The organism is Neokomagataea tanensis, from assembly GCF_006542335.1.
Lineage (GTDB): Bacteria > Pseudomonadota > Alphaproteobacteria > Acetobacterales > Acetobacteraceae > Gluconobacter > Gluconobacter tanensis.
The window spans coordinates 1,399,515-1,424,090 of record NZ_CP032485.1 but is presented as its reverse complement, the minus strand read 5'-3'; the positions used below and the strand labels follow the sequence as shown (position 1 = coordinate 1,424,090).

Here is a 24,576-nt window from a genome sequence, read left to right as displayed (position 1 = left end):
TTCAGGGCTACTAGCGAGCGGCTTCTCTTCTTCTTCTCAAAAGGGAGGCCTTATAAATGGCAGTTTTTAGCCACATTTGAGAAAATAAAGACACAACTTCGTATTTTCACATTACATTTTTTTAATGTAGACTAAACTTGACCTATTTAAATAATTTAAGACTATTTTAGTCCGTGTTACAGAAAAAAGCGGCCTGCTTGAGACCGCTTTTGCTACAAATCAATTGTTCGTGAACTTTTTATTATTCGCTGTTACTTGAGCGAACACCAAAGAATTGAAGCATATATTGGAATAAATTCACAAAATTCAGATACATCGAAAGCGCATCGTAAATACTGAGGCGCGCTACCGTGTCTGCATCGTAATTAAATGCAACACTTTGGTAGCTCACTTTAATGCGCTGAGTATCATAAGCCGCCAACAACGTGAAAACACCGACGCCAACAAATGACGACAACATGCTTACAGCTGAACTGTGCAGAAATATATTTACTAAAGAAGCAACAACAAGCCCGATCACTCCCATCATCAGGAACGAACCAAGGCCAGCAAGGCTCTTACGTGTGGTGTAGCCCCACAAAGCCATGGAAGCGAACATCACTGCGCTGATGAAAAATGCGCGTGCGATGGAAGCCCCTGTATAGCTTAGCAAAATGCTGGAGAGACTCGCGCCCATCGCAGCACTAAAAGCTATGAACAACGCTTGAACTGTGGAGCGCGATAGGCGGTTAATGCCGAAAGACATAATCATCACAAAGGCCATGGGCGCGAAGATCGCCGCAAAACCAAGCACGGTGGGCCGAACAGCCAAGGCGCCGCTAGGCAGCGCGACGGTATGGAAGAACAGAGCTTTTAGCGTTGTTTCCGCTACAGCGAAGGCAACCGCTCCGGTAATAACCAAACCAAGAGCCATCCAGTTAAATACGCGGCACATATATGTGCGCAGGCCGTCATCAAGATTGCCGACCCCGGCTTGAACGCCAGCTCTGCCGAAATTGGAATTGAACGCCATGATACCTTATTTTCCTTTTGGGCCCTGTTTTGAGTGTCAGGGCGCTTGACGAACCCACTTGGCTCGCCGGTACACTCATTGAATGTGGGATTTTTTACACACCCGTCAAGAAATCCTACTCTAATAAACTGCTTTTTTGCAGCCTCAACTTTTAGGGAGCGCCGCTTTGAGACTTTTTGTCGCCCTCGACCTCTCCGCCCCCCTCCGCGACGAGCTCGCCCTCCTGCGTGGTTCACTCCCAAATGTACAATGGATACCGAAAGATAATTACCATCTGACCCTGCGCTTCATTGGCGAAGTGACATCACGCGCAGAACAAGAGGAGATTGATCTCGCCCTAGGGCAGCTCTCATGGGCGCCATTTGAGCTTTCCCTGCTTGGCGCAGGCCTCCGCGAGCATACAAAAACAGACACGCTCATCATTCACATTGAGCAAAACGACGCTCTCACAGCCCTTCAAAGCCAAATCGAGAAGCTCCTGCGACGCGCAGGCTGTGACACCCTGAAGAAACGGTTTCATCCGCATATTGCGTTAGGCCACATATCCTCAACCCGCCGGGAAGAATCCGCTCGCTGGGTTCAGGCACATAACCTCTTCCGCAGCACGCCGATGAGCGTCCAGCATGTTACTCTTTTTGAAAGCTTAAAGGGATTTGACCAGCGGACCTACGTCCACCAGGCTGAGTATGCTTGGCACCCGAATATGACCCTCGTGCCCGGTGAGGAGCTATAACGACACCATCAGGCGCTGTGCTGTTAGTGCAGCGCCTGCCTTATTGCGGTCGTCAAAAATCCAGACACGCCAGATGCCAAAATCTGAATGCCAATTGCCAACAGGATCAAAGCCGCAATACGGCTTACAATGCGTGCGCCTGTAACGCCTAGCAGCAAAACCACGCGCTCAGCGGATGAATAAAGCCCCGCAATCAAAACAGCCATCGTTGTTGCGGCGGCCGATACACCCATAAGGTAATCGGCCTCGGGCATGATGTCCGGACGCGATGTGCTCAACGCAATTGCAACGGAAATACTACCGGGCCCAACGGTAAACGGCATCGCAAGTGGAAAAAATGCTGTTTCCCGCAGGTCAGCAGCCGAAGCCGTTCTACCATCTTGCAGCGCTTGACGCTCCTTGCGCTCTTCATTCGCTTTGGGTTGCTGCAACATCACCCAAGCACGTGCAGCAACGACCAATCCGCCCGTAACACGCAACGCGTCAATGCTGATGCCGAAAAAGTGCAAGATAGCGCCGCCCGCCCAGAGCGACACCAGAAGAATCACCAATGAATTCAACGCAACAGAACGTGCGAGCGCAACAACGTCACGGCGCTCACGTCCTTCCGTGGCCTGCGCAAAAATCAGCGAAGCCCCTAGAGGATTAATAATCGAGAAAAGTGCTGGGAATGCGATAAGCCAAGCTGTTACCGCATTTGCAAGACTGGGAGGCAAAGTCACGATTGAACCGCGCGCGAAAGATCATCCGACCGAGCGGCTCGACGCCGTGCCAAGCGCTCCTCTCCCATAAGGAAGGCTTTGACCCGTCGGTAGTCCTCAGTGAAGCAGCATATAGCACCACGCTCACCGGCTGGGCAAACGGTCAGACCAAGGTCATTATAGACAGCCATTAAAGACGGTCCGACTTGTACAAAGGCCAGATGCTTACCTTCCTGAACAGCGAAATCACGTAAGCGCCAGATGGCCGCAATAGCATTGCGTTCTGCGCCGGCCGGGTCACCTAAGCCAATGATAAACTGCCCCGCCCTCAAAAACGGTATGGCCGCTTTCCCTGCCTCATCCAACAACAAACCATTAGGCGCACGAGGCGTAAACTCCTGTAGCGCCCGTGGCAGTTTGCGGTAGCGCGTCTCGCTTTCGCCCGTCCATTCCTCAAACCGTATTCGGGCACGCCGCATTCCAACCCACAGCACAACAAGACCGCACACGGCAGACAAGGCCAAGAACCACCGCCCCTTTGCCGTATGGGCGTCATAAATCATGGCTCGCCACCACATTGGGCCCAAATGACGTTCCACCGCTACCCACACAACACCGGCTAGACCAAGCCCCCATAAGGTGATTGGTGCCACCATAAAAGGTGTGAGTGGGGCCGAAAGAAGGTGCGCTCGACGGTAGTAACAGTTCCGGAAAGGCAGGATCAGAACCAGCGATAAGAGTGGCGCAAGGATCGCTACTATCGGCGCTCCGCGCAGCAGCAGCAGGACGATAGACGCTAGTAAGACGCCGACAGACACTTTCCACGCCAATGCAACGCGCTGCTTAAGGCCAAGAGCCAACCCGACAAGGGCCACACCCATGATAGTAAGCAGCAAGCCAGATATTTGAACAATCGCGGCCCATAACGCTTCGTGCAAATGTGGTAGTTGCGCCCATAATGTATACACGACCAGCAAAATACCGATTGTAATCTGTACGCTAGTCGCAACAGAAACGGAGAAGTCTGCTTCAGATTCCAGCAAGACCTGACTCGGCCGGATCCGCTTTCTAATCTGCCCTGCGGATACAAGAGCCTGCTCTCCGCGCAGAAAGAGTTCGTGGCCAGCAAACATCATACCCGCCAGCACAAGCGGGATAATGTAATAGAAAAGCCGGAAAACCAGTATGGCTCCCATAATTTCTGCGACAGGCAGATAAGGCCTCAACGCAAAAATCATCGCGCCATCGAAAACACCCAGTCCACCCGGCACATTGGCCATCAAACCCGCCGTGTAGGACGCGATATAAATGGCCAAGAAGGTACCAAAGCCAAAATGGGCCTGCGGTGGCAAATGCGGCAGAACCGCATAGGCAATGAGGGCGGTAGCCGCCATATCTGCTGCGCTGACGACGATCTGGGCAAAAGCTATGCGTGTACGCGGCACTTCAATAAGATGCCCACGTATTTTAACCCCCCGCCCAAGACGGGAAAGCCCCAGATAAGCAGCAAGAAACAGCCAGCAAACGAGGCCAATCCCCTGTAGTAAAAGGGGTGGGGCGTGAATAAAGGATGGGACGGCATAAGGCTCAATGACGAAAATTGAGCCTATAAGAGCGCAGGTCCCAAGCAAGTACGTCGCAGAGCAAAAAGCTATAATCTGCGCGATCTGCGCTGGCGCCACCCCCCAGCTCCGGTAAAGACGAAACCGAACAGCAGCGCCCGAAATCGCAGCGCAACCAAGGTTATGGGACAACACATAAGAGCAAAAAGCCGCAAAAGCAGAGCGCCGATAAGACACTTCCGCGCGGACATGAACACAGGCCAAGTAGTCGTAGAATGACAGTACAAAATACGACAGGAAGGTTGCCGCAGCACCCGCAAGAAGAGAATCCTGCGGGATGCCCGCCAAGCTGTGGCCGATATCCTTTAAAGATAAATCTTTTAGCTCACGCCAAATGACAACAACGGCTGCAATAAGCAGCACGATGCCCACCAAGGCTGGCGCCCGCGACAAGAACCGTTTCCAGCGGGGAGGTGCAACACACTCCCCTTCGGTGCACGCCAGCTCTGGCTCGCCTGCATCGGCCGGCAGGACTGACCACTCATTGTCAGCAGCCCCACTCATGGGATTTACCCCTGCTCAGCCTTGGCGGGAGGGCGCGCTAGAGCCGTTCGAATAAGCTCTACTGTCTCTTTCAAACCAAAGAGCGATGCGAATATCCCGAAACGTGGCCCCTCATTCTGACCGAGCAGAACTTCGTACAAGCAACCAAACCATGAGCGTAGTTCGGACTTCTCGAAATACCGTTTGCCCACTTCAAACACGACATCCTGCACAGCAAGAGGCGGCGTAGAAACATCAAGTTTGGCCAGTTCGTCGGCCAAATCTTCAAGGCCTTTTCGCTCTCTGTCTGTCGGATCGCGATAGGTTTTGTTAGGTGAAACGCGCTCAATAAAATACGCCAGCGCAGTCTCAACCAAACGATCTACGTAAGGATGCGTCTCTGGTGATAACGTCGGATCGTAACGGCGCAGGAATTTCCACAGCGTCTCTGTGTCACGCGCGTTAGCAACATTCGCGAGGTTAAGCAGCGCTGTGTAAGACACTGGGCTGGTATCCTGCGGGCGGATCGTACCCCCATGGATAGACCAGACTGGGTTAGCTTTCAGGTCATCGCCCTCTTGCTGCTCAGCCTTGGCAACCAATGCCAAATAGTCATCTGTCGCACGCGGAATAACATCAAAGAAAAGACGCTTCGCACGGGTTGGCTGCTGGAACATGTACTGCGCCAAGCTTTCCGGGGTGCCGTAGCGCAGCCACTCTTCAACCGACAGGCCGTTACCTTTGGACTTGCTGATTTTTTGCCCCTGCGCATCCAAGAACAGTTCATAAGTCAGGCCAGCAGGAGGCTCTTTCCCCAAGATGCGGCAAATTTTAGATGAGAGGCGGACACTGTCTATCAGGTCCTTGCCGGACATTTCGTAGTCAACGCCCAATGCGTACCAACGCATTGCCCAGTCTGCCTTCCATTGCATTTTGGCATGGCCACCGAGCACGGATGTCTCAAAACGCTTACCGCTCTCATCTTCCCACACCACAGTTGCAGCCTCTGGGTCAACTGACAAAATAGGCACCTGCATGACCTGTCCCGTTTCGGGGTGAATCGGCAGAACAGGAGAATACGTAGCCCGACGATCAGGGCCTAGAGTTGGGAGAATGGTAGCAACGACCTCGTCATGCACTTCCAGCATACGGCGCAGAGCAGCATCAAACGTACCGTTGGTGTAATAATCTGTCGCAGAAGCAAATTCGTATTGAAAACCAAAGCTGTCCAAAAATTGGCGCAGGCGGGCGTTATTATGGGCTGCGAAGCTCTCATATTCCCCGAACGGGTCAGGGATGCGCGTCAGCGGCAGGCCCAAATGCTTGGCAAGCATGTCCTGCTGCGGAACGTTTGTCGGCACTTTACGCAGTGCGTCCATATCATCAGAGAACGCAAGCAAGCGCGTCGGACGGCCTGTCAGGGCTTCATAAGCCTTGCGCACCCATGTTGTACGCGCGACTTCGCCAAACGTACCGATATGCGGCAAGCCTGAGGGACCATAGCCCGTTTCAAGCAAAGCAGGTTTGTCCGCGTCACGTTTGCCAACGTGCTCGGCAATCTTGCGCGCCTCCTCGAAGGGCCAAGCTTTAGGAAGCGGCGCGGACGCTGCTGGGAGGGAGGTTGATGAAGGGTTTTGCTTTTCCATGATTACCCCAAAAGGTAAGGAGACGCGTTTCTCTGGTCAAGCAATACGCAGAGTAACACAGCATTTAGTTCCCTTTCGGAGGTTTCAAAGTGCTACTTTTGACTCAAATCGTATCATTTTCACGATCCGTTCTGCTTTTCCCTCGCAGTGCGTCGGCCCTCGGGGTAAACTCGCTTTAATGTCCGCACCTGCCTCTCATACGTCCCCTGCGCATCTTTCCCCGTTTGATGCACCCGCCCTTGTCGCACGCCGTGGACATTCATCACTTCTCACCCCCGACGGAGAACTGCTCACATTAACGGTAGCAGAAACCCGCCAACGCCTGCTGACGCTACCTGCACCACTCCTTATTCACGGCCCCAGCGCGATGCGGGCGCTTGATTTACCACAGCATCCACAACCCGTGCCGTGGTTTGACCTGCTTGAACTTTTTTTATTCGTGCACCCTGCGCGTACCGTCGCTCCCACAGCGCGGGGCATGGCAATTGCTCTTGAGGTAGAGCCTCCCCACGTTATCACTGCGGATTTCCTACCCCGCCTGTGCGAAATTTTGCTGGATCAACTCCATGCCAAAGCACAAACACCGGAAGGCTATGCACTTAAGGGTCTTTTACCCTCTCTCACACGCGCCGGGTGGGTTTGGGCGGGCGAAATTGCCCATGTGCTCGGCGCCCAAAATGCTGCCAGCAGCCCAACACATGAAGCGATTCGCGTCTGGCGGCGCCTCCCCAAATGGGAAGATGAAGCCCAGCGCCCGCCACCCAGCGCCCATCCGGTCGAGCCACGCGCCGCGCGTGAAAGACTACGCCACATTTTGGGGGAAAATGCTGAAATAAGGCCGGGCCAAGCCGATTTCTCTTCCGTTGCCACCGCCGCCTTTGAACCACGCGAAGCCGTCGGCACACCAAATGTCGTACTTGCAGAAGCCGGTACGGGTACGGGGAAAACCCTGGGCTATATCGCACCCGCCAGCCTGTGGGCAGAGCGCAACGACGGCGCTGTTTGGCTCAGTACTTATACCCGACACCTGCAGAAGCAACTCGAAAAAGAACTACACCGCCTATACCCAGACCGGGCATTGCGGCGGCAGAAAGTCGTCGTTCGCAAAGGGCGCGAGAACTACCTTTGCCTTCTCAATATGGAAGACATGCTAAACGCGACAATGTCCCGTGCAGCCTCGTCCCCCGAGGGTGGGAAAAACTTGCTCCCGCTCGCTCTCATCGCGCGTTGGGCCGAGACCAGCCAAGACGGAGACCTCATGGGCGGAGACCTCCCAGGCTGGTTTGGCGAAGTCTTCGGCCAAGGCATCCTGCACAGCATTGCCGATCGGCGCGGAGAGTGCATTCACGCATCCTGCCCCCACTACCAAACCTGTTTTGTCGAGCATGGTATCCGCCGCGCCAAACACGCTGATCTCGTCGTTGCAAACCATGCCCTGATCATGGCTCAAGCCTCTTGGAATGCAGCCACACCTGAGGGCATCCCTGATGAGGACAGCACGCCATCTCGGTATGTGTTTGACGAAGGCCATCATGTGCCGGACGCCGCCGACAGTGCTTTTTCTACCGTCCTATGCGGCCTTGAAGCAGCTGAATTACGCCGCTGGCTGCTTGGCGCTGAAGGCAGCCGCTCCCGTGCCAGAGGCTTGCTGCGCCGTATTGAAGACCTGCTCGAGCGTGTGCCAGCGCTGGATGGTCCGGTACATGCCGTGCTGGCCGCAGCACACACACTCCCTGCCCCCGGCTGGAGCGAGCGCCTCAACCCATCTCCTTCCGCTGACGGTACAGCGGACAGTGAAACCGACGATCTTTTAAGCGGTATTTTGCCGTCTATCCCGCACGAGAATAACCCCTCTGAAGCCTTTTTAAGAGCGCTCAATGCTCAGCTAAGAAACCGCCGCCACACACAGGAGCGAGGACAGAACGCCTACCCCCCGACCGAGTGTGATCTCTTTCCCGCTGAGCAGGGAATCATCGATACGGCGCAAACACTTGCCTCCGCCTTGCACACGCTGCGCCGCCCCTTGCAACATTTGAGCAACCAACTGGCCGCGCAATTAGATGCTGACCCGGAGATGGACGCTGCAACCCGCCAGCGCATTGAAGCGATGATCCGCAGCCTCTACCGGCGCGCCACTCTCCGTGTAAGCGGCTGGATCAGCATGCTTGATGCTGTCTGTCACCCGCCGGAGCCAACTTCACATATTCCGCAATATGTTGATTTCATTCGGACCGAACCTCTACCACGCAACCGCTCTGGCGGAGGAACACACGACGTAGGGCTTCACCGACATTGGCTTGACCCGACCATTCCTTTTGCAGCGGCCATTCAAACCGCTGCTCACGGCTTGTTGCTTACCTCCGCCACCTTGCGTGACCAGAGCGGCACTGCTTTTGACCAAGACGGCACACGGGACTGGCAAGCGGCAGAATTACGCCTTGGGGCCACCCATTTTATCAAACCACCCATTCGTGCTTCGGTGCTCAGCCCTTTCAATTACGCCAATCAAACGCGGGCTTACGTCGTGACAGACGTCTCAACAGAGCCAGCATCACTCGCGTGGGCTTTCCAGGCTTTATTTGAAGCATCAGGCGGTGGGGCATTGGGATTATTCACAGCAATTAAGCGCCTCCGCGATGTACATCAACGCATTCACGAGCGCCTTGAGGAACAAGGCATCCCCCTTTACGCTCAACATGTGGACGCCATGGATAATGCGACTTTAGTCGATATTTTCCGCACCGAAATTCATTCCTGCCTCCTCGGTACCGATGCCATGCGTGACGGCGTGGACGTACCCGGCGAGGCCCTGCGCATGGTTGTATTCGAAAAAACACCTTGGCCAAGGCCAGACATCCTGCACCGTGAGCGACGACGCGTTCTCGCAGATGGCCACCCCAGCGACTACGATGACCGCCTGACGCGCATGAAATTACGTCAGGCTTTTGGTCGTCTCATCCGCCATGGCACGGATCGTGGCGTTTTTGTTATACTAGACCGGCGCATGCCTTCCCGGCTGCTCACGGCCTTTCCTACCGGTGTCTCCGTTCACCGCATGAGCCTTACTGAAACGCTTACTGATATTCAGGCATTTTTCGGTCCATCACCCGAAGCCGCTTAAAGGACAATTGACGTTATGCCCCCGCCTCCCGCATGAAAAGAGACTTCTGGCGTATTGGCCTCCTGCTTGGCCCTCTTTTCCTGCTTTGCGCCATTGCCCCCCACGTCCATGCTGCCCCAAACCTACCAATTATCGGTCAGGATTGGCGCAACATCTCGGCATCTATTCTGCGCGAACTGGATGACGGTGCGCGTGACTTGCAAAACATCAATGACACCTTAAATCAGGCCAGCGGCACGCCAGACAACAACACCCTTGATGCACTCACCCACAAAGCCCAAGCCACGCAACAAACCATGCGTAGCACCATTGAGCAGCTTCAGGCGTTCGATGGCATTACCCAATCCTATCTCAAAATTCTCGGCCCAAAAGCGGCTGATAACGAAGATACTGCCATTACAAACCAGCGCACGGCGCTGCTTACCAACACAAAAGCAGTTCAAACATCGCTCATGCGCGCAGAACTGTACGCCCTACAAGCCCAACAACTTATTTCCACCCTCAACGCACGCCGTGTCCGCCTGCACCATGCGACCTTGTGGGAACCTGTCCCTTCTCCATTCAATCCTCATTTCTGGTCCACTCTGGCTTCCGAAAAGAGCGAAAATCACGGCTCATTCCATGCCGGCGGGGCTTTGGAAAACTGGCCTACCTTGCTGATAGGGCTTATTGCTACGCTCCTACTCACGCCGTTCATCATTCCCGCCATCTTGGCATTAAGCCTACGCAAACCTGCCAAGCAGTCCGATGCTGATACTGACCCGGATGCAGACCCCGATGCCGATACGGACGATACACTCTCCATCGGCGCATCATTCCGCAGCGGTATTTTCATTACCCTGCTTGGCGCGTGCGTCGGTGCTGTAGCATCCGGTTTGGTTTGGGCCATTATTACAGCCCTGCTCCCCAAAGGCGCCACGCTGGACGACAACATTTTTGCGCTTACTCTTGCGCAAACACTTCCTTTTTGCGGTTTCATCATCGGCGCAGGGCACGCGCTCACCGGCCGCCAGAGCCCTCTTGCCAAGCATCACCCAGAACTCGCCTCTCTTTTACGTAAAGTCGATGGGGCACTGGCTGTTGCTATCATTTGGCTCGACCTTTTACGCACGGCGTTGGAGCAAGACGTTTTCGGCCCTAACCTGCTTATCGTCCTTGAAGTCGTATTCGTCCTCAGCGTTAACGCCGCAGCCCTCGTTATCTTCCGTAGGTTACGTTCAATCGAAGGAACAAACAGCTTCGCGCCAACGCTCCTTGGCATCGTCGTACTCATTTTTGTCGTTACGAGCGCGGCGATTATCTTCCATCACACACCGAGCGCTTTTTTCCTTATTGGGTGGCTACTTACCCTTGGTACAGCGCTGCTCATCACCGGGCTGCTGGCTGTTTTCTGGCGCAACGCTCTAGAACAACTCCTCGACCCTGATGGCCGGGTAGGACGCCATCTGAGCGGCCTTGGCCTGCCCGAACGCCGCTTGCAACAACTTTCCGTCCTGCTTTCAGGTATCGGAAACGTCCTTCTTTTTCTTGTTCTAGTCTCTACCGTTCAGACCGGCGGCAGTGCGAACCCCGCAGATATTGGCGAGCGTATCCGCCTTTTATTCGTTGGAAATACTATTGGTGGTGTTCATATTTCTCTCGGCACTACGCTGACCATTGTACTGATTTTCTTCGCATCATCTTATTTGATCCAGAGAGTCCGACAATGGATCCGTGATCGTTTCCTACCAACGACACGTCTGGACATCGGTGCGCGCAACTCGATCACATCTATTTTCACCTACTGCTCGTGGATTTTAGTCGGACTGTTTGAGCTCAGCCTTGCAGGGCTTTCCGTCCAAAATCTAACATGGGTTGTGAGCGCACTTTCCGTCGGTATTGGTTTTGGCCTGCAATCCATCGTCCAGAACTTTGTGTCCGGTATTATTCTTCTCGCTGAACGCCCAGTGCGTATCGGGGATGTTGTCGAAATTGCCGGTAACCGCGGGGACGTTAAACGCATCAGCATCCGTGCAACAGAACTGAACCTGAGCGATGGCTCAACGGTCATCGTGCCCAACTCACAATTCATCACCTCCAGCGTCAAAAACGCAACCTTCTCCGGCGCCACAAGCGCACTTTCCATGACGTTCAACGTACCGACATCCTGTGACCTTGATGCCGTCCGTGCGAAATTGATTGAAATCGCCGCTGAGCGCGAAGAAGTTCTTGCAGACCCAACACCCGTGGTCCGCATCAATGCCCTTGGTGATGCTACGGTAACGATGGTTCTCACCGTGCGCTTGAACACCCCAAAAGATGCCGGGAAAGTGCAGGATGCCGTTCTCTTCGGTATTTTCCGGCGCTTCCGGGAAGAATACGTAAAATTAACTACCGCCTGACACAAAAAAGGGGAGGCCATGCCTCCCCTTTCTGTTTCCAAAATAGATCCCCGCAAGAAACGACTTGGAAAATCAGATTTTCCGCCAATCGCCCCAATCTGTTGAAACCGGCCGCCGCAGAGCAGCCGCACGGTAAATGGCCTGAATCAGCTTTACGTCTTGCAAGCCTTCTAGCCCGGTCGCTTTGGATGGCGCACCTGAGGCCAAAATTTCAGGCAGATGGTCAAGCTGCGCAGAAAACTGGTTGAGAGCAGGAATCTGGAACATTGGGTCCTGCAAGACGTGCACCTCGTCCCCGCCCGATGCCTTGAACGTATTGTTGTAATAACCCGTCGCTGGATCCATCACGGCGGTTAATTTCTCGCCCTGTATACCAAAGCGTGACGTCGCAGCAGTGCTGAATGAAGAGTTCCCGTGGGCCAAAGCGCCAGATTTGTACCGGAATGTCCAAGAAATAATATCTTCGACTTCACTGAAAATCGGGTTGCTGCTGGGCGCTATCACCGCAGTGACTTCAATCGGATCTTCATTCAAAAGATAACGGGATGCATTAACACCATAGATCCCCAGATCCATCAGCGAGCCACCGCCCGATAACGCACGGCGCACTCTCCATTGGCCAGATGGATCTTCGACGCTGAGAGCGTCCGTATTTTCTGTGGTGATCACACGTGGCTTACCGATGTGACCAGCCCGGATAAGCTCAATAGTCCGCTGCGTGATGGGATCAAAATGGCAGCGATACCCAATCATCAACTGCTTATTGGCACGGCGTGATGCGTCCACCATGCGCTGCGCGTCTTCAACGCTCGTCGCCATCGGCTTTTCACACATGACATGCTTACCGGCCTTAAAAGCCCGTTCCGCAATATCCGCATGCAGTGAGTTCGGCAGAATAATATAAACGGCATCAATATCCGGATTGTTCTTGATGTCGTCGAAGTTATCGTACGAGTAAATGTTCTTGGTCGGAACATCATACGCCGCAGCAATACGCTCCGCTTTTTGGCGGTCACCGCTTACCAATCCAGCGAGGCGCGCATGTTTGCACTCTGCAAAAGCCGGAATGATTTGATTAACAGCATATTTGCCTAGCCCGATGATGGCGTAGCCAAACGTCCGACGACCTTCAGGCAGTGGGCGAATACTTTGAGGAGCAGGCCGCGGAGCCAAATGATTTGGTGGAATATCTTGCGCTGCAAGACGCCCGCCGAATGCAAGACCTGCTGTACCAGCAACTTTCAGAATGTTGCGCCGAGTCTGCGATCCTGAAGAATTGCTTTGTTCGTTGCTACTCATCTCTTGTTACTCCGCACTCTTCAAAGTGAGGTTTTGCCCGCCCGATGCAGGCGCCACTCCCCCTCAAGCGCGTGAGAAACACATCGGTTTTAAATTAAAATTAATCTTGAATTAATGAAAATATGTTTTGTACCTTTCCAATTATTCTCCAGAAAAGTTTAGACATTTTTATTTATCAAAAAATGGATGCAGCGCATTTTCAAATAAATCTGCACATACTTCCCATGTAAAACCCTCAGCATGCTTGCGGCATTCTTGTCGGTCAGCTTTCAAAGCCTTTAAACAAGCCTCACGCAAGTCTGGTCCAACAGCACCTACCCGGCCATTTGTACCTGCCAGAATATCACGCGGCCCGGTCACGTCATAAGCAGCACATGGCGTGCCACTTGCCAGCGCCTCCAAGAGCACTAACCCGAAAGTATCAGTCAGGCTTGGAAAGACAAAAACATCACCGCCTGCATAAGCCGCCGACAGTTCCCCCTCATCTAAACGACCAGTGAAAAATGCCTGCGGAAATTTTTGTTCCAAGGCTTTACGCTGCGGCCCGTCCCCCACCACAATTTTGGTACCGGGCAAATCAAGCGACAAAAAAGCCTCTATATTTTTCTCAACCGCAACGCGCCCGACATAAATGAAAATCGGACCGGGCACGTCCAGCCTCTCCTGCCAGTTGCACCGAGGCTCAGGCGAGAAACGCTCCAGATTTACGCCGCGTGTCCAAGGGCTTAAGCGCGTAAAGCCACGAGCTTCCAAATCTTCCCTAAGGCTTGCCGTCGCAACCAAGGTCGCCGAGGCCGCATTATGAAAATGCCTCAACAGCCGATATGAAAGGTTCAAACCAAACTTGATTCTTGCCTGCACATATTCCGGAAAGCGCGTGTGATAGGATGTCGTAAACGGGACATTCCTCTTACGCGCCCACCGCCAGGCCGCCCAGCCGATAGGCCCTTCTGTCACGATGTGCAGAACATCCGGTCTGAACTCCCGCATAATCTTCGCAAATTTGCCTGATGGCCGAGTTGCCAAACGGATTTCCGGGTATGTCGGACAGGGCACGGTATGGAACTGGTCTGGCCCGACAACGCGCACTTCATGCCCACGCTTGCGGAGTTCTTCCACCACGATAGACATGGTCCGTACAACGCCATTGACCTGAGGGTGCCACGCATCCGTAGCAATCAAAATACGCCGCAAAACGCGAGGAGTGTCAGTCACGCTACTTGCTCTGCTTTAATGGGTGAAGGTTCCGCAGCCATGCCCTGCTGCATCATCTGAGCGAGAACGGGCTTTAAATCTTCCCCTAGCGGCCCGGCGGGTTTGTTAATTTCAGCAAGGGTTGTTTTCCACGCTTCGTGCATGCGTGCTGTCCAGTCCACGAGTTCAAACTGGCCATCCCATGTCTCGACCAAGGCGGTGCAACTCTCCACCCAGTCACCCGTGTTCATGTAGGCAACTCCACCAATATCGCGGATTTCAGCCGTGTGGATGTGTCCGCAAATTACCCCATCGGCGCCAATTTGTTTTGCTTCACGCGCCAGGGCCATCTCAAAACGATCAATCGCCTTAACAGCACTTTTAACGCGCTTTTTGGCCCAGGCTGAGAAGGAGCGATACGGCAAACCTGCTTTGCGTCGCGCCACATTAATCCAGCGATTCAAGAACAACGCAGCCGTATAGGCATGATCACCCAGTACCGCCAATAATGGGTAACAACGAACAATACTGTCGAATTCATCGCCATGAATAACAAGGTATTTGCGGCCATCCGCAGCAATATGCTCAGCTTTCGGCACCAAGCGGATGGAAGCAATTTTCAATTCCATCGAAAGCCAGTTTCTCAGCATTTCGTCGTGGTTGCCCGGGATGTAAATAACCTCAGTCCCGCTGCGTGCCAAACGCAGTATCAAGCGCAGAAATTCATCATGCGCTTCATCCCAATACCATGTGCGGCGTAAACGCCAGCCATCAATGATATCGCCCACAAGGTAAAGGCGCTCACATGCAATACTGCGCAAAAAGTCAGTTGTCAGAGCAACACGACTGCCGCGTGTACCCATGTGAATATCCGAAATAAAAACCGACCGGTATGACGTCGGCTCGGAACTTTCCACTGTGAAACGCATGGGATCCGCCCCCCCGTTATTACAGTCCTTGGACACGCTCTGTCTTAAACGATTCCTTTCCCCCTTCACGTGACAGTTTCATGATTTCACTCAAAGGCGGATAGCCAGCGCCGCAAGAATAGCGTTGAAATCATTCACGATACTACGCACCCCATAACAAGCCGGGGGCATCAGGAGACGGTTCGATGTATGTCATCCACAATCCCACAGCAGGCCGCCGTAATACGCGCAAGCTTTGGGCCGTCTTGGATTGCCTCATCGCGCACGGTATCTCCGTAAAAATTATGGAAACACGCTACGGTGGCCATGCATCTACGCTCGCCCGTGAGGCTGTAGCAGCAGGGGCGCGCATTATCGTGGCCGCTGGAGGCGACGGGACCATTGCCGAAACTGTCTCCGGTATGGTTGGCAGTTCCGCGCGCTTGGGCATTATTCCTCTCGGCACAGCCAATGTCCTCGCCCATGAATACGGTATCCCCTTTCATGTTAAAGAACTGGCCGCCACGCTTACCTCACCGCACAACACCCCATTATGGCCGGGTGTCATGCGCACCCAACACCAAGAAAAGCTCTTCGTGCAAATGGTCGGCGCAGGCTTTGATGCACATGTTGTCCATGCCATTAATTTGCGCCTGAAGCGCGCGGTAGGCCGCAATGCTTACGTCATCCAAACACTAACAGAGCTGCCCCGATATCCCTTCCCGGACCTCACAGTCTCTGTCGATGGCAGCACTTACACCGCAGCAAGTGCTATTATCAGCAAAGGACGCCTATACGGCGGTCCCTACACGCTAGATCCAACCGCGCGCCCGGACAAACCCGGATTTTCCATCACATTATTCCGCAATGGCGGGATATTCTCTGCGCTTAGAGCTGGTATGGCACTACCACAAAGCCGCATGAGCCGACTGCCGGGCGTTATCTCTTTAAAAGGCTCGCACATTAGCATTTCACAGCCTAATGACGTCCCCATCCAAGCCGATGGTGACGCGGCTGGCTATACAGCCGTCACCATTCAGGACGCAGCCCAGCCGGTACAATTGGCAACCCCGGCCAAAAACCCGTTTATCGCGTCAAATCTCTTCACCTGAGTTCCAAAACGCCTGATGCACACCTTCCATGTGCTCTACCCTTTCCAAGGCTTCGTCCAATTCGTCGACCTGTACTGCCGTGGCATAAAGCGTGAAGGATAATTCGACTTCGTGATCGCCAAACGGATGATCTTCGATTTGCCGCACTGGATAACTTGCTTGCTCAAGAATTTCTGCCACCGCGTCCCGTAAATCGGACCGCACCCACCGCTCGCAAATGACATAAACCACATATGTCGCCTCACCGCTCTCTTCACGGAAAGGCAAGCGGTTAATATGGTTCACCAAGGGCCGCAAAAGCGTATTCGACGCCAGAACGAATAACGCCGCTAGAAAAGCCTCGTCCAGCACACCCGCACCAGCACACGCGCCAACAGCACCGGACCCCCACACTGTCGCTGCGGTATTGAGGCCAGATACACTGGCTCCTTCCTTCATAATCGCGCCAGCACCTAAAAAGCCAATGCCAGACACGACATACGCAACAATTGTAATCGCCGTCTGGGAGCCCCCTTGCAGCTCGTGCAACCGCGTCCCGAGGGAAACAAAAATGGCAGCCCCGACAGCAACAAGCGTGTTGGTTCTCAGCCCGGCCGTACGCTGCCGCACCTGACGCTCAATGCCAATAATACCACCCAGCACAAAAGCGCAGAGCAGATTTACCAGCGTCTCACCCGTTTCACTTAATGTCGCAAAATGCCAGCCGCTCATGAAGCCTCACTCTTTGCCGATTATCTCTTTACACCCAGCCAAAACGGCGCGCGTAAAATCTCTTCATGACTGTCGTTAGCGCAGCATAACCCAGTATAATAAGCAGAAGCCACGGGTAAAACGCTTTCGGCAGTGGCTCAAACCCGAAAGATCCCGCCAAAGGACTCAGTGGTAGCGCAATACCGACAACAATAATTGTCAACGTTGCCACAATCAGTGGCAAGGCAGCTGTGCTTTGTACGAAAGGCAATTTAGGACTGCGTAACATGTGTACGATTAAAGTCTGCGTAAGGAGGCCCTCCACAAACCAGCACGACTGGAACAATGCCTGATGCGCTATGTCTTGTGCCCCGAGCCCCCACCACAGTAAGGCATATGTCGCAATATCGAACACAGAGCTTAAAGGGCCAAAAAAGAGCATAAAGCGCCCTATATCCCGAGGGTCCCACTTCAGAGGCCTACTCACCAAGCCATCATCGACATTGTCAAAAGGCAGAGCGACCTGTGAAAGGTCATACAGCAGATTTTGAACCAGCAATTGCAGCGGCAACATTGGCAAAAACGGCAAAAACGCACTACCAACCAAAACCGAAAAAACATTTCCGAAATTAGAACTCGTCGTCATGCGGATATATTTGAGCATGTTCACAAAGGTCCGCCGCCCTTCCAAGACCCCTTGCTCAAGCACCATCAGACTTTTTTCGAGCAAAATAATATCGGCAGCTTCTTTCGCGATATCTACCCCAGTATCAACTGAAATACCGACATCCGCAGCCCTCAACGCCGGCGCATCGTTTATTCCATCCCCCATGAAGCCCACGACATGCCCATTGCCTCGCAATGCTCCAACAATCCGCTCTTTATGCGCAGGGGTCAGACGGGCAAACAGCTGATGCCGCTCCACGGCATGGGCCAGCGTCCCATCATTCATTTTGTCGATCTGCACGCCCAGTAGATAACGGCAATGCTCAAGACCAACTTCACGGCAGACATGTAGAGCAACCAACTCCGTATCCCCGGTCAGGACTTTCACCGAGACACCATGCGTCGCCAATGCTTTGAGGGCTGGCGCAGAACTCTCTTTCGGTGGGTCCAGAAAGACCATGTAGCCAACTAACGTCAGGCCAGCTTCATCCGACACCTGAAAAACCGACTGACCGCCCCGCGCCTGACGGATAGCCACAGCAACCACCCGCAAACCCTGCCGGTTCAAATCCGCAGCAGCAGCCCGTATCCGTTCGGACATATCCTCATCTAAAGCAGCGCTCTCATTTTCTGCGCCTAGCTTCACACCCTCACAAACGGACAGGACCTCTTCAAACGCACCTTTACAAATTAAGGTTCTTTCGCCAGTTCGCCCCTCCACTACGACCGACATACGTTTGCGTTCAAAATCAAACGGTATCTCGTCGATTTTCTGATAACCCTGCGCCGTGAGCAGGTCATGCTGCAATTCTACATGCTGCAACACCGCATCATCCAGCAGATTTCTCAGCCCGGTTTGGTGCACGCTGTTTAGATACGCATAGCGCAGCACATCATTGGATATGCCACCAAAAACATCTGTGTGGCGTTCAAGCGCGATACGGTCTTGCGTCAAAGTGCCTGTTTTGTCGGTGCAGAGCACGTCCATGGCGCCGAAATTCTGGATCGCATCGAGATGTTTGACGATAACCTTTTTACGCGACAGCGCGACAGCACCTCTCGCCAACGTCGAGGTCACGATCATAGGCAACATTTCGGGCGTCAGCCCCACGGCTACAGACAGTGCAAAAACCGAGGCCTCGACCCAACTGCCTTTCGTAAAGCCATTTATCAGCAATACGATAGGAGCCATAACTAGCGCAAAACGAATGAGCAGCCAGCTAACACCATTGACACCTGCCTCAAACGCCGTCGGGTTTCGATCGCGCATCCCCAAGCGCTCAGACAACCTGCCGAAATAGGTGTGCTGTCCTGTCGCCACCACTAAAGCGGTGGCTGTACCAGACACAACATTGGTTCCCATAAACACGAGATTAGCTGCGTCAAACACCGTCTCAAACGGCTGAGACAATAACGCAAACTTCTCTACGGGCAGGGCCTCTCCCGTCATCGCAGCTTGGGAGACAAATAAATCTTTTGCCGTCAGTACCCTGCAATCTGCGGGTATCATATCCCCGGCTGATAATACGACATGATCGCCGGGGACCAAGTCATGGATTGGTAGCTCAACGTGCCGTACATCGCTCTTTAAATGCAGATCAAATCCAGAATTTTTGCGTGTATTTACCTCGTTTTTAGGCGGACGGCGCAAAACAGATGCCGTCGTATTCACCATATTTTTCAAGCGTTCTGCTGCCTGATTAGAACGGTTTTCCTGTACAAAACGGATAAAAGTGCTCAACAGGACCATAATACCAATAATGATGGTGGCCCTGAGATCACCCGTCAAAGCAGACAGAACAGCCAAGACAGTCAGTAAAATATTGAACGGATTGCGATAGCACTGCCACAAATGCTTCCACCATGGCATTGCAGCTTCAAAATCGACTGTATTGCGCCCAAAACGCTTGCGGTAACGCTCAACCTCTCCCTCGGTCAGGCCGTCAGTATGCGACGACAACCGCGCTATCGCCTCCATAACATCATCTTGCGCGGCCCGACGCATCGCACGTGAAACGTAACGCAAGGCTTTGTCAGGCTTGCTGCCGGAAGAAGACCGGAATGTTTCCAAAATGGCTCTTCGCCGAAAGCGCCTATCCGTTTTGTAGCGCGTAAAGAACGCACCGAACAAAAGCTGAAACAAACGATCCAAACGGCTCATAGACACATCCGATCACAAGGACCGGCCCCGCGCTGAAGAGTTCCCGAAACATGCGGCGCGACACGACCGGAGCGTTAATTTTTATACGCCCATCATCCGCCGCTCTTTTTTAGTCTGTATTGTGCGCATGCCCTCTGCGGAGAGCAGCATCTCAAGTCGTTCTTACGGTTTATGAGGGGTATGCTGGCACGCCCCCCATAAACCCATCACCACGGAACGAGAGACTTACCGAGCTTTTTTTGCTCTTGCGGGCTCATGCCCAAATCGTTGCGGTGCCACCACCCGCCACCAAGCGCCTGGAAGAGCGCCACACTATCCGAAAAACGTGCGCCCTGCGCCTGCACCAACGCCACGCGGGCCTGCGCTTGCGCCTGCTGCGCTTGCAGTAATGTTGAGAGACTTACATCACCCAAGCGTAACTGGGCCTGAGCAATCTTCAGACTCTTGGTCGCAGCGTCAAAATTCTTCTGGTTAGCCTGCAACGCCGACGCATCCGCTTGCAATGCCGATAACGTATCCGCAACATTTTGCACGGCGCTCAGCACTGTTGCTTTGTACAACTCGTTCGCTTGCAACAAATTGTCCCGTGCCTCACGCTCAGCATGCAGCAACGAACCGCCTTGGAAAATGGGCTGCGTTAAAGTCGCACCAATAAACCAGTTGCTAAAGCTCGGCGTAAAAAACTCTGTAAATTTGCCAACCACCTGACCCGGCAGCGCACTTAGCTGCACGTTCGGCAAACGATTTGCTATCGCCACACCAACACGCGCGGCAGCACCATCAATCTGCGCTTGAGCCGCACGAATATCTGGCCGCTGATTTAACAGCTCTGACGGCAGCGTCAGAGGTAGCTGGGCCGGAAATGTGAATTGATCCAACGTAAAGACAGGTAAGGCTGCATCTGGCGACTGACCAACCAATACTGCGATCTGGTGGCGCGTCTGCTCCAATTGCTGCTGTAAGGGCGGCAAACTCGCTTCCAGCTGTGCAACAGAGGCAGTCTGGGCCGCGATATCTTGTTGCGATGTATCGCCCAAACGATTTTGCGCAGTGATAATCCCCAGCGTATGGCGCTGTGTCTCAATTTGGGTAGTCGTCGCATCAATCTGCGCGCGGATTGCTGCTTCCTGTAGAACAGACTCCACCAAATTAGTGATCATAGTCAGTGCCGTCGCCTCCACTTGGAAACGCTGCACATCGGCATCTGCGCCAGCTGCCTGTATGGCGCGGCGGTTGCCGCCCCACAGATCAGGCACATACCCCACATTTAATTGCAGCGTATGAAGATTGTACAACCACTGATTGGCAAACGGCACGTTCGACAGTGCATAGGACGTCTTGTTACGTGTCACCATCATTTGCCCGGAAACAGACGGGTATAATGACGCGCCTTCAACACGGCGCTGCTCCCACGCAGCTTTCAACGCATCCTGCATGCCAAGCAACGTCTGGTTATTATCCAGAGCCTGCAAAACCAGAGCGTTTAACTGTGCATTGCCAAAAATTTCCCACCATGTCCCGGACACGTCATGCCCTTGGACAAAATGCTGGGGGGCGTTCAGGCCAGTTGCCGCTGCACCTGCCGTGTCCCGTACCGACTGCGCTTGGTAACCCAACTTATCCGCCATTTTCGGAGGCGTTGAGTCTGGCCCTACTGCACATCCGGCTACACTCACCGTTGCGCATAATGCCAGCATCAAACGTGAGGCCCGCTTCATCGTCACGTTTTTCATGAGCGAACCTCCCCTTCATCGTCCCGACGCTTCGGGCGGCGTGCAGCACGGCTTTCAATCCAGAGTTCAAGCTCGGTGAAATAAACAGGCAAAACAAACAACGTCAGCAATGTTGCAATACCCAAACCACCGACGACCACCGTTGCAAGGCCGCGCTGTACGTCCGTGCCGATGCCCGTCGCCATTGCTGCTGGCAGCATCCCGGCACTTGCTACCGTCGCAGTCATAAGTACCGGGCGAAACCGCTCGCCTGCACCCGCTATGGTCGCATCCCGTACGGACATTCCCTCAGAGCGGTGGCGATTGATGCTGGAAATCATGATAATTCCGTTTTGAACGGCCACACCAAAGAGTGCAATGAACCCCACCGCCGTAGCAATATTCAAGGTTTCTCCGCGAATATGCAGTGCAATCAATCCACCTAAGGTCGCCAGTGGTACAACACTTAAGATCAAGAGAGCGTGCCGCAACTGACCAAAGCCGACGTAAAGCAGCACAAGCATCGCTGCGAACATAACAGCCAGCGCGACGCTCAAGCGCTTCTGTGCGCGCTGTTGCTGCTGGAAAGAGCCTGCCCACTCAAGAGAATACTGCTTTGCATCGTAATGCACAGCCTGATCGATACGTGCCTGCGCATCTGCCAGGTATTGAGACAGCGGGCGCTCCCCATTATCCACACGAATGGTAATCTGGCGGTGGCTCATTTCATGGGCAATATTACTTTCACCCATATGCAGCCCAACAGCAGCCACCTGCTCTAGCGGAACATAAGCACCTGCTGAATCGAGCAGCGGTAATTGCTTAATATATTCCAAATCTTCTTTTTTACTCTGCGGCACGTGCAGCGTGGCGTTGTAAAAACGATCATCCGTGTACACGGTTGTCAGCGGCGCATCACCAATCGCGCTGGACACCATATCGGCAATGTCTGACACATTGATGCCGTAGCGTGCGGCAGCCAGGCGATCAGCCTGTACCCCAATCTGCGGAATACGCGGCTCTTGGAAAATAGAGGCCTCTGCCGTACCCGGCACTTGATGCAAGATGTCAACGACCTGCTGCCCGATCCGGCGCAATTCTTGGAAATCATTTCCGTAGATACGCAAAACGAGCGGACTATGCGCGCCACCAACCAGATCACTCATCTGATCTTGGATCGGCTGACTGATGCCAAAATCAATACCTGGCAAGCGTGACAAACGCGCACGCAAACGCGCAACAAACTGCGCCTTGGTTTCACCTGGGGGCCACTGGTCGTAAGGTTTCAAGCCTACGGGCATTTCGATATGCGATGGTGTCCATGGATCCGTCCCATCGTCAGAGCGGCCTAGCTGAGTAATCGCGTATGATGTCTCAGGGAATTCGCGAATGACATCACGGATTTCGTTGGCGTATTGCTCGCCCTTTTCCATCGAAATAGCCGTTGGCATTTGGACTTGCAGCCAGAGTGCGCCCTCATCCAAATCCGGCAAAAACTCCCGCCCGATGGATACGCCCAAAACCAGAACAGCAACCAGCGCTGCGGCACCACCTGCAAAGGCAAAAAACGGACGGTCGATAAAATGACCCAAAGTCCGCGTATAGCGTTCATGCAGCCACTCAAGCGGGCGATTATGCCAAATTTTGCTTGGCTTGCGTAGCGCGAGATAACTCAGGGAAGGTATTAATGTCAGCGCACAGAGCAACGCGCCCAACAAAGCAAAGCTGACCGTATACGCCATTGGCCGGAAAAGCTTACCTTCACTCCCCTCAAAGGCAAAAAGCGGACTATATGCGAGAACAATAACAAGCGTCGCAGAAAAGATTGCGTGCCCTGCCCGCTTCGCAACGACCAGCACATCCGCACTACTTAGCCTCTCGTCAGGCTTGTCTTCACGCAGGCGCAAAATTGTCTCTGTGACGACAATGGCGCCATCGACAATAACGCCGAAATCAATTGCACCAAGTGAGAACAAATTGGCGGACATGCCAAGCACGTGCATCACTGTGAAAACGACGGCAAGGGCCATCGGAATAGTCACAGCCGTTACGATAGCGCTGCGCGGACTACCCAAAAAGAGCGTCAAAATTACCCCGACCAGCACAATCCCTTCGATCATCGTTTCCGTGACCTTATGGGTCGTAGCCTGCACGAGATTGTCGCGGTCTATATATGGGACAATCCGTACGTGTTGCGGCGCTAGGCGCTTTTGCAAGGCATCAACCTGGGCATGCAGGTTCTGCAACACGAGTGAGGGATTCTCACCCGTCAGCATGTCCACAACACCTTCAATCGTGTCGGAGTTTTGGTCTTTACCCAAAATACCTTCACGCACTTGGTGTCCAAATTCTACCGTGCCTAAATCATGCACGAAAACAGGCAAGCCATTACGCTGAGCAACAACAATATTGCCCATATCTTCCAAAGAATGGATCATGCCTATACCGCGGACGATATAAGACTGCTCCCCACGCGTGACACGTCCACCGCCTGCATTCACATTATTGTTGCGAATAGCGGTTTCAACATCGCCAAGGGCTATACCATAACGCACTAGAGCTTCTGGCTTCAAAACGAGCTGATACTCGCGTGTAAATCCACCGAAATTGTCAATATTGACCACACCGGGAACATGCATCAGAGCCGGAATGACGACCCAGCGTTGCAGGTCAGATAATTCCATCAGGTTTTTGTCGTCAGACTCTAGCGTGTAACGGTAAATCTCACCCGTGATGCCAGAAATCGGGCCTAAAGTCGGCTGTGCACCATTGGCTAGCGGGTTATTCGCCAAAATGGTCTCGACTTGCTGTCGTGCCCAATAAACATCCGTGCCGTCTTTGAAGATCAACGTAATTAGTGAGAGACCAAATGTGCTGGTGGAACGGCTATCCGTAACCTTCGGAACCGTCGCCAACGTCCGCTCAAGCGGGATGGTCACTTGCTGCTCCATCTCCTCCGCAGCGAGGCCGGGCTGCTGAGTAGTCACAACAACGTTGACAGCACCGAGATCCGGGTATGCCTCAACAGGCAGAACCTGCCAGGCAATAGCGCCCGCAATCGCCAGCAAAACGGCAACGGTAAAAACGACAGCGCGGTGCCCGAAACACCAACCGATGAAACGTTCAATCATAACC

At 53.6% G+C, this 24,576-nt stretch carries 15 protein-coding genes; 4 read left to right on the top strand and 11 right to left on the bottom strand.

The features are described 5' to 3' along the window. Positions 1 to 241: 241 nt before the first annotated feature. The gene (locus tag D5366_RS06545; protein ID WP_141492783.1) at positions 242 to 1,012 is read right to left on the bottom strand and encodes a Bax inhibitor-1/YccA family protein; all 771 of its coding nucleotides are present in this window, start codon (positions 1,010 to 1,012) and stop codon (positions 242 to 244) included. 166 nt (positions 1,013 to 1,178) lie between these two features. On the opposite strand from D5366_RS06545, the gene thpR reads away from it, so the two are divergent. Further along, positions 1,179 to 1,745, top strand: coding sequence for an RNA 2',3'-cyclic phosphodiesterase (thpR, locus tag D5366_RS06540; protein WP_141492782.1), 567 nt, complete (start codon positions 1,179 to 1,181; stop codon positions 1,743 to 1,745). A 23-nt stretch (positions 1,746 to 1,768) separates the two neighbouring features. Here the strand turns inward: thpR and D5366_RS06535 are convergent, their stop codons facing one another. From D5366_RS06535 to D5366_RS06525, 3 genes are read right to left on the bottom strand one after another with little or no spacing between them, the layout of a single operon-like run. Continuing rightward, the gene (locus tag D5366_RS06535) at positions 1,769 to 2,467 is read right to left on the bottom strand and encodes a MarC family protein (RefSeq protein ID WP_141492781.1); all 699 of its coding nucleotides are present in this window, start codon (positions 2,465 to 2,467) and stop codon (positions 1,769 to 1,771) included. Further along, positions 2,464 to 4,572 (bottom strand): lysylphosphatidylglycerol synthase domain-containing protein, encoded by a 2,109-nt coding sequence (locus D5366_RS06530; protein ID WP_141492780.1) that lies wholly within the window; start codon positions 4,570 to 4,572, stop codon positions 2,464 to 2,466. The genes D5366_RS06535 and D5366_RS06530 overlap by 4 nt, the downstream gene beginning before the upstream one ends. A gap of 5 nt (positions 4,573 to 4,577) precedes the next feature. Continuing rightward, a complete protein-coding gene (locus D5366_RS06525) occupies positions 4,578 to 6,197 on the bottom strand; it encodes a lysine--tRNA ligase (RefSeq protein ID WP_141492779.1) in 1,620 nt (539 codons plus the stop codon). Positions 6,198 to 6,375: 178 nt separating this feature from the next. Here D5366_RS06525 and D5366_RS06520 point away from each other — a divergent pair, with 178 nt between their 5' ends. After that, a complete protein-coding gene (locus D5366_RS06520) occupies positions 6,376 to 9,318 on the top strand; it encodes an ATP-dependent DNA helicase (protein ID WP_141492778.1) in 2,943 nt (980 codons plus the stop codon). Positions 9,319 to 9,350: 32 nt separating this feature from the next. Then, positions 9,351 to 11,699: a DUF3772 domain-containing protein gene (locus D5366_RS06515; protein ID WP_141492777.1), complete on the top strand. Its 2,349-nt coding sequence runs from the start codon at positions 9,351 to 9,353 to the stop codon at positions 11,697 to 11,699. A 72-nt stretch (positions 11,700 to 11,771) separates the two neighbouring features. Here the strand turns inward: D5366_RS06515 and D5366_RS06510 are convergent, their stop codons facing one another. The 3 genes from D5366_RS06510 to D5366_RS06500 all read right to left on the bottom strand — a co-directional run bounded on the left by D5366_RS06510 (position 11,772) and on the right by D5366_RS06500 (position 15,121). After that, positions 11,772 to 12,998: a Gfo/Idh/MocA family protein gene (locus D5366_RS06510; protein ID WP_141492776.1), complete on the bottom strand. Its 1,227-nt coding sequence runs from the start codon at positions 12,996 to 12,998 to the stop codon at positions 11,772 to 11,774. 168 nt (positions 12,999 to 13,166) lie between these two features. Next, positions 13,167 to 14,129, bottom strand: coding sequence for a glycosyltransferase family 4 protein (locus tag D5366_RS06505; protein WP_205839624.1), 963 nt, complete (start codon positions 14,127 to 14,129; stop codon positions 13,167 to 13,169). 80 nt (positions 14,130 to 14,209) lie between these two features. Next, a complete protein-coding gene (locus tag D5366_RS06500) occupies positions 14,210 to 15,121 on the bottom strand; it encodes a UDP-2,3-diacylglucosamine diphosphatase (protein WP_141492775.1) in 912 nt (303 codons plus the stop codon). 185 nt (positions 15,122 to 15,306) lie between these two features. Here D5366_RS06500 and D5366_RS06495 point away from each other — a divergent pair, with 185 nt between their 5' ends. Beyond that, entirely contained in the window at positions 15,307 to 16,212 is a 906-nt protein-coding gene (locus D5366_RS06495; protein WP_141492774.1) for a diacylglycerol/lipid kinase family protein, read from the top strand. Here the strand turns inward: D5366_RS06495 and D5366_RS06490 are convergent. The 4 genes from D5366_RS06490 to D5366_RS06475 form a co-directional block, all read right to left on the bottom strand. Next, positions 16,195 to 16,923 (bottom strand): MgtC/SapB family protein, encoded by a 729-nt coding sequence (locus D5366_RS06490; RefSeq protein ID WP_141492773.1) that lies wholly within the window; start codon positions 16,921 to 16,923, stop codon positions 16,195 to 16,197. The two genes, D5366_RS06495 and D5366_RS06490, sit on opposite strands and share 18 nt — an antisense overlap. 28 nt (positions 16,924 to 16,951) lie before the next feature. Continuing rightward, positions 16,952 to 19,729, bottom strand: coding sequence for a magnesium-translocating P-type ATPase (gene mgtA / locus D5366_RS06485; RefSeq protein WP_141492772.1), 2,778 nt, complete (start codon positions 19,727 to 19,729; stop codon positions 16,952 to 16,954). Between the two features lie 206 nt (positions 19,730 to 19,935). After that, positions 19,936 to 21,462: an efflux transporter outer membrane subunit gene (locus tag D5366_RS06480; RefSeq protein WP_240775195.1), complete on the bottom strand. Its 1,527-nt coding sequence runs from the start codon at positions 21,460 to 21,462 to the stop codon at positions 19,936 to 19,938. Continuing rightward, a complete protein-coding gene (locus D5366_RS06475) occupies positions 21,459 to 24,572 on the bottom strand; it encodes an efflux RND transporter permease subunit (protein ID WP_141492771.1) in 3,114 nt (1,037 codons plus the stop codon). Before D5366_RS06475 ends, D5366_RS06480 begins: the two co-directional genes overlap by 4 nt. Between the last annotated feature and the right edge of the window lie 4 nt (positions 24,573 to 24,576).